The organism is Streptomyces sp. NPDC051214, assembly GCF_040682375.1.
Taxonomy (GTDB): domain Bacteria; phylum Actinomycetota; class Actinomycetes; order Streptomycetales; family Streptomycetaceae; genus Streptomyces.
The window spans coordinates 163,149-176,747 of record NZ_JBFBAT010000017.1 but is presented as its reverse complement, the minus strand read 5'-3'; the positions used below and the strand labels follow the sequence as shown (position 1 = coordinate 176,747).

Genomic DNA, 13,599 nt, shown 5'->3' with positions numbered 1-13,599 from the left:
GTGTGCGAACACTGTTTGGTGCGAGCGCCTTCCGACATCCAGAAGATTAGCACGCTGGCAGGGGTGGATTCACATCCCTATTCGGGGGCACCTGCCCTGTTGATCCGGAGAGAACCGGGTGAGGCCGACCGTCCGACCGACCGACTTGCGCCGTACCCGGCGAAGCTCCGCAGTCGGGTGCGCGACACTGGTTTGAGGCCCCCTCTACGATCCCTGGTAGAGGAGCCTGAGAGGAGCCCGGACGGATCCCGGAACCCTGGTGCGGGCATGCCTTGTGAGAGGCGACACTCATCGACTGGGCGGACAGGGGGAACCAGCCGATTTCCCGGCGCGTGGATACGATCAGTAAGCAGTACCAGGATGACTACGACGGAGGAGGTGCCCCATGGGAGTCATGAAGAAGTTCGAGCAGCGACTCGAAGGTCTCGTCAACGGCACCTTCGCCAAGGTGTTCAAGTCCGAGGTCCAGCCCGTCGAGATCGCCGGCGCCCTGCAGCGCGAGTGCGACAACAACGCGACGATCTGGAACCGCGATCGGACCGTCGTCCCCAATGACTTCATCGTGGAGCTCAGCGCGCCCGACTTCGAGCGGCTGAGCCCCTACTCGGGGCAGCTCGGCGACGAGCTGTCCGGGATGGTGCGCGAGTACGCCAAGCAGCAGCGGTACAGCTTCATGGGCCCCATCAAGGTCCACCTGGAGAAGGCCGAGGATCTCGACACGGGCCTGTACCGGGTGCGCAGCCGCACGCTCGCGTCCAGCACCTCCCAGAGCCCCGACAGCGCCCCGGCCGGCCCCTCGGGCCCCGCGGGCGCCGGTCACAGCCCCGCCAGGCCCCCTGCGGGCGGCGCGGGCGGCGGCTATGGCTATCCACAGCCCGCCCAGCCCTCCAGCGCTCCTCCCATGCCTGCCGCGCCGCCTCCCGGCGGCCGTCCGGGCGGACCCGCACCGGTGCCGAACCGTCCTCAGGGGCCCGGCGCCGGACCTCTTCCGGGTGCGCAGGTGCGGCGCTGGATCGAGATCAACGGCAATCGCCATCAGATCTCCCGCCCGACGCTGGTGCTGGGACGCAGCACCGACGCCGATGTGCGGATCGACGACCCCGGCGTATCGCGCCGGCACTGTGAGATCCGGACCGGAACGCCCTCGACGATCCAGGATCTCGGGTCTACCAACGGCATCGTGGTAGACGGGCAGCACACCACCCGCGCTACGCTCCGCGACGGCTCGCGGATCGTCGTGGGCCAAACCACCATCGTTTACCGGCAAGCCGAAGGGTGAAGCGGGGGCAATGTCAGAGCTGACCCTGACGGTCATGCGGCTGGGTTTCCTAGCCGTTCTGTGGCTGTTCGTGATCGTGGCCGTCCAGGTCATCCGTAGCGACCTGTTCGGAACACGTGTCACACAGCGCGGTTCGCGCCGTGAGAACGCGCGACCGCAGCAGGCCGCCCGCCAGCAACAGCAGGCGGCCACACCACCTCCCCAGCGCCAGCAGCAGGGCGGCGGGCGGCAGCGCCGTGGCGCCCCCAGCAAGCTGGTCGTTTCCGAAGGGATCCTCGCGGGCACGACGGTCGCCCTGCAGGGTCAGACGATCACGCTGGGCCGGGCGCACGATTCGACGATCGTGCTCGACGACGACTACGCGTCCAGCAGGCATGCCAGGATCTACCCGGACCGTGACGGCCAGTGGATCGTCGAGGATCTCGGGTCCACCAACGGCACGTATCTGGACCGGACCCGACTCACCACCCCGACGCCTGTTCCGCTGGGCGCGCCGATCCGCATCGGCAAGACCGTCATCGAGCTGCGGAAGTAGTACGAAAATGAGCGAGCGGAGCGAGCGAGCCGACGCGGTCCACACACTGGACGCCAGCGCGCTCCCGACCGGAGGGTGGGCACCGTGCGGATGTACCCGGAGCCGACGGGCGAGGTGCGCATGAGTCTGTCTTTGCGCTTCGCCGCCGGATCGCACAAAGGCATGATCAGGGAGGGGAACGAGGACTCGGGTTACGCCGGTCCGCGTCTCCTCGCGATCGCCGACGGCATGGGGGGCCAGGCCGCGGGTGAGGTGGCGAGCTCCGAGGTGATCTCGACGCTCGTCACCCTTGACGACGATGTGCCGGGTTCGGACATCCTCACGTCGCTCGGCACGGCCGTGCAGCGCGCCAACGACCAGCTGCGCCTGATGGTCGAGGAGGACCCCCAGCTCGAGGGCATGGGGACGACCCTGACCGCCCTGCTGTGGACGGGGCAGCGCCTCGGTCTCGTACACGTGGGCGACTCGCGGGCCTATCTCCTGCGGGACGGTGTCCTGACGCAGATCACGCAGGACCACACCTGGGTGCAGCGTCTGGTCGACGAGGGCCGGATCACCGAGGAGGAGGCCACCACCCATCCGCAGCGCTCCTTGCTGATGCGCGCGCTGGGCAGTGGTGAGCATGTCGAGCCGGATCTCTCCATCCGTGAAGTCCGGGCCGGCGACCGCTACTTGATCTGCTCGGACGGTCTCTCCGGTGTTGTCTCGCACCAGACGATGGAAGACACTCTCGCGAGCTACCAGGGCCCGCAGGAGACCGTGCAGGAGCTCATTCAGCTCGCGCTGCGCGGTGGTGGCCCCGACAACATCACGGTGATCGTCGCCGATGTCCTGGACATCGACAGCGGTGACACCCTCGCCGGTCAGCTCTCCGACACCCCCGTAGTGGTCGGCGCCGTCGCCGAGAACCAGCTCCAGGCGCAGGACGACGGCGCCATGCAGACGCCTGCGGGCCGTGCGTCGGGCCTTGGCCGTCCGGTGCCGCCGCAGCCCTCCGGGGGCGGCTTCGGGCCGCCCGGGAGCGGCGGCACGACGGGGTACGTGCCCGAGGGGAACTTCGGGGCGTACAGCGACGAGGACTTCGTCAAGCCCGGTGGTGGCCGCAAGTGGCTGAAGAGATCGCTCTACACGGTGCTCGCCCTGGCGGTCATCGGCGGTGGCCTGTACGGCGGCTACCGCTGGACCCAGACTCAGTACTACGTGGGCACGAACGACAAGAACGTCGCCCTGTACCGCGGCATCGACCAGGATCTGGCGTGGGTCAGCCTGTCGAAGGTCGAGGAGAACTACCCCAAGATCGAACTCAAGTACTTGCCGCCGTATCAGCGCAAGCAGGTCGAGGGGACGATCCCCGAGGGCAATCTCGACGACGCCAAGAGCAAGATCGAGGAGCTCAGCATGCAGGCCTCGGCCTGCGAGAAGGACGCCAAGCGCCGCGAGGCCGAGCGCGAGAACGCCAAGCCCGGTGAGGGTGAGGCGGGCGGCACGACCGGCCTGTCGGCCAAGGCTCCCACCGATGATCCGACGGATCCGGCGGACAAGAACGACACGAACGACAAGAACAGCTCGACCGACAAGAACAAGTCCAAGACCGCACCGACTCCCACACCCGGCCCCAGCCTCTCCGAGGACGAGGAGAAGCTGGTCCCGCTGTGCGGTAAGCAGTAAGCAGCCGTTGGGGGCCTTTGCACGCCATGAGCAGTAGCACTACACACACGTCGACCATCGGCGCGATCGGGGCGCCGAGCAGGCGCAACACCGAGCTCGCGCTCCTCGCGTTCGCCGTCGTCATCCCGCTGTTCGCCTACATCAACGTGGGCCTCGCGCTCGACGGCAAGCTGCCGCCCGGCATGCTCGGCTACGGCTGTGGCATCGGGCTGCTCGCGGCCGTCGGCCACATCGTGGTGCGCAGGTTCGCGCCCTACGCGGACCCGCTGCTGCTGCCGCTCGCGACGCTGCTCAACGGCCTCGGTCTGGTGGTCATCTGGCGTCTGGACCAGTCGGAGAAGCTGCAGAACCTCGCCAAGGCGGCGACGGGCTCCTTCAGTCCGTCCGCGCCCAAGCAGCTGATGTACTCGGCCATCGGCATCGCGCTCTTCGTGGGCGTGCTGCTGCTGCTCAAGGACCACCGCGTCCTGCAGCGCTACACGTACATCTCCATGGTCGCCGCGCTCGTCCTGCTGCTCCTGCCGCTCGTGCCGGGTCTGGGCATGAACGTCTTCGGCGCCAGGATCTGGATCAGCGTCGGCGGATTCTCCATCCAGCCGGGTGAGTTCGCGAAGATCGTCATCGCGATCTTCTTCGCGGGTTATCTGATGGTGAAACGCGACGCGCTCGCCCTGGCAAGCCGCCGCTTCATGGGGCTCTACCTGCCGCGTGGCCGTGACCTCGGTCCGATCATCGTGGTCTGGGCGATGTCCATCCTCATCCTGGTCTTCGAGACCGACCTCGGTACGTCGCTGCTGTTCTTCGGCATGTTCGTCGTGATGCTGTACGTCGCCACGGAGCGCACCAGCTGGATCGTGTTCGGTCTGGTGATGTCCTCGGTCGGCGCCGTCGGTGTGGCCACGTTCGAGCCGCACGTCCAGGAGCGTGTGGACGCCTGGCTGAACCCGTTCTCCGACGCCGTCATCGCCTCCACGGGCAGCGACCAGATCGCCCAGTCCCTGATGGCGTTCGGCTCGGGTGGCGTGCTCGGCACCGGCCTCGGCCAGGGTCACTCCGACCTGATCGGCTTCGCCGCCAACTCCGACTTCATCCTCGCCACCTTCGGCGAGGAGCTCGGTCTGGCCGGCGTCATGGCGATCCTGCTGATCTACGGCCTGATCGTGGAGCGCGGTGTGCGCACGGCGCTCGCCGCCCGCGACCCGTTCGGCAAGCTCCTGGCGATCGGCCTGTCCGGCGCCTTCGCCATCCAGGTGTTCGTCGTCTCCGGCGGCGTCATGGGCCTGATCCCGCTGACCGGTATGACCATGCCGTTCCTCGCGAACGGCGGTTCCTCCGTGATCGCCAACTGGGCCCTCATCGGCATCCTCATCCGCATCAGTGACACCGCGCGCCGCCCGGCGCCGGCTCCCGCCCCCAACCCCGACGCCGAAATGACGCAGGTGGTCCGACCGTGAACAAGCCCCTGCGCCGGATCGCGGTCTTCTGCGGGCTGCTCGTCCTCGCCCTGCTCGCCAGGGACAACTGGCTTCAGTACGTGCAAGCCGACACGCTGGCCGAGCACGACAAGAACCGCCGTGTCTCCATCGAGCGGTACGCCCAGCCGCGCGGCGACATCATCGTCGACGGCAAGGCCATCACCGGGTCCAAAGAGGCCGGCAGCGGTGACTACAAGTACAAGAGGACGTACAAGAACGGGCCCATGTGGTCCCCCGTCACCGGCTTCGCCTCGCAGCGCATCGGCGCCACGCAGATCGAGTCCATCGAGGACGGCATCCTCACCGGCAACGACGACCGGCTCTTCTTCACCCGCAGCCTGGACATGATCACGGGCAAGAAGAAGGAGGGCGGCAACGCCGTCACGACCCTGAACGCGGCCGCGCAGAAGGCCGCGTACGACGGTCTCAAGGGCCGCGGCAAGGGTGCCGTCGCCGCGATCGACCCGTCCACGGGCGCGATCCTGGCGCTGGCATCGGCTCCTTCGTACGACCCCTCGACCTTCGCGGGCAACACGAACGAAGAGGCCGAGGAATTCGGGAAGCTGGACAAGGACAAAGACCAGCCGATGCTCAACCGCGCCCTGCGCGAGACGTACCCGCCCGGCTCCACCTTCAAGGCGGTGACGGCCGCGGCGGCCCTGGAGCACGAGCTCTACACCGATGTCGACGCGCCGACCAAGTCGCCGCTGCCGTGGACGATGCCCGACACCCAGACGCCGCTGAAGAACGAGGGCAACATCCCCTGCAAGAACGCCACGCTGCGCGAGGCGCTGCGGGTGTCCTGCAACACCGTCTTCGGCAAGATCGGCTCTGACCTCGGCAAGGACAAGATGCTCGAGACGGCCGAGAAGTTCGGCTTCAACGAAGAGCAGTTCGTGCCGGTCCGTTCGAACGCCTCCGTCTTCCCCGAGAAGATGGACCGTCCCCAGACCGCGCTCTCCTCCATCGGCCAGTTCGAGACGGCCGCGACGCCGCTGCAGATGGCCATGGTCGCCTCGGCCATCGCCAACGACGGCAAGCTGATGGAGCCGTACATGGTCAGCGAGCTGCAGGCACCGAACCTGGACGTGATCGAGAAGCACGCGCCCAAGGAGATGAGCCGTCCGCTGTCCGAGGAGAACGCGCAGAAGCTCCAGGACATCATGGAGACGGTGATCAACGAGGGCACCGGCACGAACGCCAAGATCCCCGGCGTCACCGTCGGCGGCAAGACCGGTACGGCCCAGCACGGCGTCGACAACAGCGAGAACCCCTACGCCTGGTTCATCAGCTACGCCAAGACCGACAACGGTTCGCCGGTGGCCGTCGCCGTGGTCGTCGAGGACAGCAAGGCCAGCCGCGACGACATCTCCGGTGGCGGTCTGGCCGCCCCCATCGCCAAGGACGTGATGCAGGCGGTGCTCGACAGCAAGAAGTGACCCCCGTCACGGCCTCTCCACATCAGTGCACGTTGCGATACCGGTCCTGTATCGGGTGACGGTCGTGGCCGGGTCACGTAAGGCGAGCCGGGTACGGTATGCCCGGACAGCACACCGCCGGACCACACAAGGGTGCGGTCGGGACTGACGGAGAGGGCTGGATTAGCTATGGAAGAGCCGCGTCGCCTCGGCGGGCGGTACGAGCTGGGCCAGGTGCTCGGCCGAGGCGGGATGGCGGAGGTATACCTCGCGCACGACACCCGCCTCGGACGCACCGTGGCGGTGAAGACGCTGCGCGTTGACCTCGCGCGCGACCCGTCATTCCAGGCCCGGTTCCGCCGCGAGGCCCAGTCGGCCGCCTCGCTCAACCATCCTGCGATCGTCGCGGTCTACGACACCGGCGAGGACTACGTGGACGGGGTCTCCATCCCGTACATCGTGATGGAGTACGTCGACGGCTCCACCCTGCGTGAGCTGCTGCACTCCGGGCGCAAGCTGCTGCCCGAGCGCGCCATGGAGATGACGATCGGCATCCTCCAGGCCCTCGAGTACTCCCACCGCAACGGCATCGTCCACCGCGACATCAAGCCCGCGAACGTCATGCTGACGCGCAACGGCCAGGTCAAGGTCATGGACTTCGGCATCGCCCGCGCCATGGGCGACTCCGGCATGACGATGACGCAGACCGCGGCGGTCATCGGCACCGCGCAGTACCTCTCGCCGGAGCAGGCCAAGGGCGAGCAGGTCGACGCGCGCTCCGACCTCTACTCCACGGGCTGTCTGCTCTACGAGCTCCTCACGGTGCGCCCGCCCTTCGTCGGGGACTCCCCGGTGGCGGTCGCCTACCAGCACGTACGGGAGGAGCCGCAGGCCCCGAGCGTCTTCGACGGTGAGATCACGCCGGAGATGGACGCCATCGTCCTGAAGGCCCTCACCAAGGACCCGGACTACCGCTACCAGTCGGCCGACGAGATGCGCGCCGACATCGAGGCCTGCCTCGACGGCCAGCCCGTCCAGGCCACCGCTGCCATGGGCGCGGTCGGCTACGGCGGCCACCCGGACGACCAGCAGACGGCGATGCTCCGCCCGCAGAACGGCGGCGGCCAGACGTCGATGATGCCGCCGGTCGGCGGCCCTGACGACGGCTACGACGACCACTCGCGCCGCCGCCAGAAGAAGAACAACACCTCCACGATCCTGCTGGTCCTTGCGGGCTTGCTGGTCCTGGTGGGCGCGATCCTGATCGGGAAGTGGGCGTTCACCGGGGGCGGTGGCGGCAACGACTCGCTCAAGGCTCCGAACTTCGTCGGTGAGACGCTGGCGGAGGCCAAGAAGTCCGCCAAGAACGTGGATCTCGTACTCGACGACTCCGAGCACAAGCCGTGCGAGAAGTACCCGAAGGGCGAGATCTGCTCCCAGGACCCGGGCGCGAACGCGACGGTGAGCAAGGGCGACACGATCTCGGTGGTTGTTTCCACGGGGGCGCGGAAGGTGGCGGTCCCGAAGGTCATCGGCCTGAACGTCGACGCCGCCACGAAGAAGCTCGAAGGCCCCAAGTTCCTGTTCGAGGTCGACACCAAGGCGGTCGAGTCCTCGGGCACCCCGGGCGAGGTCCTCGATCAGGACCCGTTCGCCGGCACCGAGGTGGAAAAGGGCAGCAAGATCACCCTTGAGGTCGCCAAGGCAGCCGAGAAGTCCACGGTCCCCGACGTCACCGGCAAGACCTGCGAAGAGGCCAAGGCCCAGCTGAAGACCAACGACCTCGTCGGCACGTGCGAGGAAGAGGAGAGCGACTCCGTGGAGGCCGGCAAGGTCATCTCACAGAGCCTCTCCGCGCAGAGCCAGGCCGACCCGGGCTCGACCGTGACGTTGAAGGTCGCCAAGAAGCCCGAGCAGGCATCCGTTCCGGCCCTCACCGGCCAGAAGCTCAAGGACGCCCGCAAGGCCATCGAGGACGCCGGCCTCACGGTCGGCACCGTCACGGGCCCGCAGGACGACAACGCCCTGGTGGTCCTCTCGGATCCGCCAGCCAATCAGCAGGTCGCACCCGACACCGCGATCAACCTGACCACGGCAGGCGGCAACCCGGGCGACAACGGAGGCGGAGACGGCGGCGGGGACGGCGGTGGCTTCCTGGGAGGCAACGCCGGCTTCTCCAGGCACGACGAGGACTAAGTAGCAGTAGTAGTACGAGAAGAGCCCCGTACACCGCTCAGCAGGCGGTGTACGGGGCTCTTTCGCGTGTGCGGTACCGGAGGACTCCGGCCAGTTCAGTTCAGCTCGGCAGGCGGCGTGCGCTTGTTGTCGACCTTCTCGATGCGCTCCAGCTCGCCCCATACCACGTAGCGGTAGTTCGACGTATAGACCGGCGTGCACGTCGTCAGGGTGATGTAGCGGCCGGGCTTCTTCGCGCCTGATTCCTTCGGGACGGGATTCAGGGCCTTCACGTTGTACTTCGAGGTCTCGGGGAGGGTCGAGTACACCTTGTACACGTACCACTTGTCCCGGGACTCGAAGACGATCGCGTCGCCCTTCTTGATCTTGTCGATCTTGTGGAACTTCGCGCCGTGCCCGTCGCGGTGCGCGGCCAGCGTGAAGTTGCCTTCCTTGTCCTGCGGGAGGGCCGACTTGATGGGGTCCTCGTAGTAGCCCGCGACACCGTGGTTGAGCACCTTGCTGCTGGTGCCCTTCCTGACCAGGATGTCGCCGTTGCCCATAGCGGGCACGTGCAGGAAGCCGATGCCGTCCTTGGTGTTCAGGTTCCCCGGGCCGCCCGCCCAGCGGTCGCGCACCTTGTCGCCCTGCTGGTTCGCCTCGCGGTCCGCGACGACGTTCGTCCACCACAGGGAGTAGACGACGAAGAGGCCGAGCACCAGGCCCGCGGTGATGAGGAGTTCACCGAAGACGCTGACCGCCGTGGCGACAGGACCTCGCCCCCGTGGCCGTGGTGTGCGCGCGGGCGCGGACGCCTCGGCCTGCTCCTCCGCCTGCTCCTCGTCGTGGTCGGTCGTGGCTGCCACTGGATCTGCCCCGTTCTCACCGTTCTAGTTGACGAGTGCGCTCGGTTTGCCCTTGCTGCGCGCTCGTTCCTCGACCATCTTGCCCCAGACGATCATTCGATACTTACTCGTGAATTCCGGGGTGCAGGTGGTCAGTGTGATGTACCGGCCCGGTTTGGTGAAGCCCGACCCCGGCGGGACGGGTCCGATCACCGAGGTGTTGCTGGGCTGGGTCTGCGGCAGGATGCTCGCCATCTTGTAGACGAAGTACTTGTCCTGCGTCTCCACGATGATGGGATCGCCCGGTTCGAGCTGATTGATGTAACGGAACGGCTCACCATGGGTGTTGCGATGCCCGGCGACCGCGAAGTTGCCCTGCTTGGCGTCCGGCATGGGCGTCTTGGTGCCGCCCTCGTTGTAGTGGCCGACCATGCCGCGGTCCAGGACCTTCGACTTGTCGATGCCCTCGGCGATCGGCACGACGACGTCCAGGCGCGGGATGTGCAGGAGTGCGAAGCCCTGTCCGGGCTCGAAGGCGCCGGGCTTGCCCTTGCCCTTGGCCCACTTCTCCTGGAGGTCGCTGGCGGCGCCGTTGGCCTGCTGGTGGGCGCGGATGTTCGTCCACCACAGCTGGTAGGTCACGAACAACAGCATCAGGACGCCGACCGTGATGAACAGTTCGCCGATTCCCCGGCTCGCCACGGCGCCCGCGGAGGGCTTACGCGCGCGCTCGGCGCGACGGGCCTCCACGCGGGACAGGGGGGCGGCGGATCCTGCCGAGGCGGTGGAGGTGCTCGCGGTGCGCGCGGGGCCCTTCTTGGCGGCCTTGCGGCGAGCGGCTCGGCCCTCGGTGGGGCGCTCCGGGGCGGGCTCCGGCCCCGGCTCGGGCTCGGGCTCGGCTATTCGGCGGGTGTCCGACGTCCGCAGGCCGACTGTCTCGTCGTCGACCGGGGGCTGTGGCTGCGGTTGCGCCTGCCGCTGAGGGGCGTACGCGCCGTACAGCTGCTCGTACGTCGGCTCCTGTGCCCCGTACCAGTCGCGGGCGTACCCCTCGGGGTCGTACCACTCCTGCTCCTGGGGCTGCTCAGGCTCCGGAGGAGGCGGAGGGGCAGTGGCAGGCGCAGGCTCCGGCTCGGCAGGCCCGCTGCGGAACCACGGCGAAGGGTGCTGCCCCTGCTGCCCCTGCTGCCCCTGCTGCCCCGGCAACGGATCGGTCAGCGGATCGGCAAGGTGGTCGACAGCCGCCTCGAACGCCCCGGGCTCCTCAAACGCCCCAGGCTCCCCGTACGACGCGTACTGCTCGTCGTACGGAACTCCGGAGGAATCGCGCTCGGGACGCACCGCGGTCACGCCGTGGCCCTGCCCACCACCGGGGCCAGCCCGCTCGACCTGCCGATGGCCCCCGCGTCCCCGCACTCCACCAGCCAGTTGGCGAGCATGCGGTGGCCGTGCTCGGTGAGCACCGACTCGGGGTGGAACTGCACGCCCTCAACCGGCAGTTCACGGTGGCGCAGGCCCATGATGATCCCGTCCTCCGTGCGCGCGGTGACTTCCAGCTCGGCGGGAACCGTGGCCGGCTCGGCGGCGAGCGAGTGGTAGCGCGTCGCGATGAACGGCGACGGCAGTCCCGCGAAGACACCCTTGCCCTCGTGGACCACGGGAGAGGTCTTGCCGTGCAGCAGCTCCGGCGCACGGTCCACCACTCCGCCGTACGCCACCGCCATCGACTGCATGCCGAGGCAGACGCCGAACACCGGCACCCCGGTGCCCGCGCAGTGCCGCACCATGTCGACGCAGACTCCCGCCTGCTCGGGCGTTCCGGGGCCCGGCGAGAGCAGGACGCCGTCGAAGCCGTCCTGCGCGTGGCGCAGCTCGACCTCGTCGTTGCGCACGACCTCGCACTCGGCACCGAGCTGGTAGAGGTACTGGACGAGGTTGAAGACGAAGCTGTCGTAGTTGTCGACGACGAGGATGCGGCGGGGACGCTCTGCGGTACTCACTGGCCGTCCACCGTCACGTCGTTGAAGGGAAGCAGCGGCTCGGCCCAGGGGAAGACGTACTGGAAGAGCACGTAGACCACAGCGAAGACGAGCACCAGCGAAAGCAGCGCCCTTACCCATGCGTTTCCCGGCAGATGCCGCCAGATCCAGCCGTACATGCCGTCCCTTCCGTAGCCGTACGGCACCAGACTAACGGCGTAGTGCCTCCGGTTTCCCGGCCTCGACGGGCTGGGTGGCATCGAGGTGCGCCCAGACGATCAACCGGTGGCTGTGTCCCCACTCTGGTTCACAGGTCGTAAGGGTGAGGTAACGGCCCGGCCCGTCGTATCCGGACTTGCGGGGCACCGCGTCGATGACCCCCGTGTCGCCCGGCAGCGTCTTGTAGGGCTTGTTGTCGATGCGGTACGTGAACCACGTGGTGCCGTCGGTCAGGACCACGGGGTCGTTCGGCCGCAGCTTCGGGAAGTCCTTGAACGGGTCTCCGTACGTGCGGCGATGGCCCGCCACCGCGAAATTGCCCCGCTGGCCCAGCTGCGCGGTGTCCCCGTAGTGGCCGAGGCCCTTCTTGAGGGTCTCGGTCCCGGTGCCCTGGAGCACCGGCTTGTTCCACGTGAAACCAAGCCGCGGGATGTACATGACGGCGAAGGGCTTGCCGTCCTCGTAGGGAGCGGGCTTCTTCGGGGACGTCGCCTTCGAGGGCGCGTCGTCCGTGTGCGCCGGCACCGACCCTTGCGCCCACTGGTCCTGCAGCGTGTCGATCTGGCTGTCCATGGCGTTGTCGGCCTTCACGCCGGTCCAGAACAGGACGTACACCACAAAAAGCACGATCAACGTGCCGGCGGTGATGCACAGTTCGCTGAACGTCCTGACGAGCACTCGCACCGACACAGGCTCCCCCAGCGGCTTACTCCACGGGCTGTTCCACGGGCTTCGCGTAGTGGAGATCCACTGTGCCCGAGTAGCCGGGAAGAGTCATCGCCCCGTCGTCGTCGACTTTCCAGCCGAGGCCGTAGGCGTTCACGTACAGCATGTAGTTCTGGATCTCCGGGGACGCGGCGAGCGCCGTCTTGAGCTTCTCCGGGTCCCCTACCGCGGTCACCTTGTACGGGGGTGAGTAGACGCGGCCCTGGAGGATCAGGGTGTTTCCCACGCAGCGGACGGCGCTGGTGGAGATGAGGCGCTGGTCCATGACCTTGATGCCCTTGGCGCCGCCCTGCCAGAGCGCGTTGACCACGGCCTGGAGGTCCTGCTGGTGGATGACCAGGTCGTTGGGCTGGGGCTCGGGGTAGCCGGGGAGCTTGGCGGTGGCGTTCGGCGGGGCGTCGGCGAGGGTGACGGAGACCGCCTCACCGCTGAGCTTCTTGGTGCCCGCGTTCTTCTCCAGGGCCTTGAGCCGCGCGTCGTCGGCCTTCGTGCCGCCGTTGTCACGCTCGGCCAGGGATTCGACGTCGTCGCGCAGCGTGCCGTTGGACTCGTCCAGCTTGCCGTTCTTGTGGCTGCGCTCCTCGATCAGGTCGGAGAGCTTGAGCAGCGAGGCGTCGGTGCGGATGTTCGTGCCCTTGGCCGTGTTGAAGCTGGTGAAGAAGATGAGGCCCGCGAGCGCGAAAACGGCGGCCGTCAGCAACCGGACGGGCCGCCAGCGAGGACGGCGACCCGGACCTGTGGGGGAGTCGGCGGAATTGCTCAACGTACCCTTATCTCCTTCAGCGCCGCGGAAGCACTACGCTAACGGACGCCCGGGGGAGGGCTCAGCTCCCCGTATCGACAGGAGAGACCCTCGTGCCGAAGTCACGGATCCGCAAGAAGGCCGACGATTACACGCCGCCCGCGAAGAAGGCGACGAACATCAAGCTGACCAGTCGCAGCTGGGTGGCTCCGGTGATGCTCGCGATGTTCCTCATCGGGCTCGCCTGGATCGTCGTCTTCTACGTCACCGACGGCAAGCTGCCGATCGACCCGCTGGGCAACTGGAACATCGTGGTCGGCTTCGGCTTCATCGCTGCGGGGTTCGGCGTCTCCACCCAGTGGAAGTAGCGCCCCTCCCGCGGGGCTGAACGCAAGCCTTGCCCTGAGTTATCCACAGCGCTATCCACATCCGGGCGCTGTCTGGGGAAAAGAAAGACGATCTGTGGATAACCCTCGTGGTGTTGACGCCGGTATGACTGGCTGATCGCCCGCAAGCCCTCACAGGCCCCTTGTCCTGG

13 protein-coding genes are annotated in these 13,599 nt (G+C 67.7%); 7 read left to right on the top strand and 6 right to left on the bottom strand.

Annotated elements, in window-relative coordinates:
• The first annotated feature begins 385 nt into the window (after positions 1-385).
• The 6 genes from AB0M70_RS35925 to pknB all read left to right on the top strand — a co-directional run bounded on the left by AB0M70_RS35925 (position 386) and on the right by pknB (position 8,571).
• Positions 386-1,279 carry a DUF3662 and FHA domain-containing protein gene (locus AB0M70_RS35925; RefSeq protein ID WP_365826920.1) on the top strand — a complete coding sequence of 298 codons (894 nt, stop codon included), beginning with the start codon at positions 386-388 and terminating at the stop codon, positions 1,277-1,279.
• Between the two features lie 10 nt (positions 1,280-1,289).
• A complete protein-coding gene (locus AB0M70_RS35920; protein ID WP_361828992.1) occupies positions 1,290-1,814 on the top strand; it encodes an FHA domain-containing protein in 525 nt (174 codons plus the stop codon).
• A gap of 120 nt (positions 1,815-1,934) precedes the next feature.
• Entirely contained in the window at positions 1,935-3,482 is a 1,548-nt protein-coding gene (locus AB0M70_RS35915; RefSeq protein WP_365826918.1) for a Stp1/IreP family PP2C-type Ser/Thr phosphatase, read from the top strand.
• Between the two features lie 26 nt (positions 3,483-3,508).
• Complete coding sequence (locus AB0M70_RS35910) at positions 3,509-4,936, top strand: FtsW/RodA/SpoVE family cell cycle protein (RefSeq protein ID WP_365826916.1); 1,428 nt, start codon at positions 3,509-3,511, stop codon at positions 4,934-4,936.
• The gene (locus tag AB0M70_RS35905) at positions 4,933-6,396 is read left to right on the top strand and encodes a penicillin-binding protein 2 (RefSeq protein WP_365826914.1); all 1,464 of its coding nucleotides are present in this window, start codon (positions 4,933-4,935) and stop codon (positions 6,394-6,396) included. Before AB0M70_RS35910 ends, AB0M70_RS35905 begins: the two co-directional genes overlap by 4 nt.
• Before the next feature lie 168 nt (positions 6,397-6,564).
• On the top strand, positions 6,565-8,571 hold the full coding sequence (pknB, locus tag AB0M70_RS35900; protein WP_365826912.1) for a Stk1 family PASTA domain-containing Ser/Thr kinase: 2,007 nt from the start codon (positions 6,565-6,567) through the stop codon (positions 8,569-8,571).
• Positions 8,572-8,666: 95 nt separating this feature from the next.
• On the opposite strand, the gene AB0M70_RS35895 is transcribed toward pknB, so the two are convergent.
• The 6 genes from AB0M70_RS35895 to AB0M70_RS35870 are packed head-to-tail and all read right to left on the bottom strand — an operon-like array spanning position 8,667 to position 13,082.
• Positions 8,667-9,416, bottom strand: a complete 750-nt coding sequence (locus tag AB0M70_RS35895) for a class E sortase (RefSeq protein ID WP_365826910.1) — start codon at positions 9,414-9,416, stop codon at positions 8,667-8,669.
• Between the two features lie 24 nt (positions 9,417-9,440).
• A complete protein-coding gene (locus tag AB0M70_RS35890) occupies positions 9,441-10,745 on the bottom strand; it encodes a class E sortase (protein ID WP_365826908.1) in 1,305 nt (434 codons plus the stop codon).
• Positions 10,742-11,395, bottom strand: coding sequence for an aminodeoxychorismate/anthranilate synthase component II (locus AB0M70_RS35885; protein WP_365826906.1), 654 nt, complete (start codon positions 11,393-11,395; stop codon positions 10,742-10,744). The genes AB0M70_RS35890 and AB0M70_RS35885 overlap by 4 nt, the downstream gene beginning before the upstream one ends.
• Positions 11,392-11,634: a hypothetical protein gene (locus AB0M70_RS35880; protein ID WP_365826904.1), complete on the bottom strand. Its 243-nt coding sequence runs from the start codon at positions 11,632-11,634 to the stop codon at positions 11,392-11,394. Before AB0M70_RS35880 ends, AB0M70_RS35885 begins: the two co-directional genes overlap by 4 nt.
• On the bottom strand, positions 11,585-12,277 hold the full coding sequence (locus AB0M70_RS35875; protein ID WP_365826902.1) for a class E sortase: 693 nt from the start codon (positions 12,275-12,277) through the stop codon (positions 11,585-11,587). Before AB0M70_RS35875 ends, AB0M70_RS35880 begins: the two co-directional genes overlap by 50 nt.
• Positions 12,278-12,299: 22 nt before the next feature.
• A complete protein-coding gene (locus AB0M70_RS35870) occupies positions 12,300-13,082 on the bottom strand; it encodes a DUF881 domain-containing protein (protein ID WP_365826900.1) in 783 nt (260 codons plus the stop codon).
• A gap of 92 nt (positions 13,083-13,174) precedes the next feature.
• Here AB0M70_RS35870 and crgA point away from each other — a divergent pair, with 92 nt between their 5' ends.
• A complete protein-coding gene (gene crgA / locus AB0M70_RS35865; RefSeq protein ID WP_160506128.1) occupies positions 13,175-13,429 on the top strand; it encodes a cell division protein CrgA in 255 nt (84 codons plus the stop codon).
• The last annotated feature ends 170 nt before the right edge of the window (positions 13,430-13,599 follow it).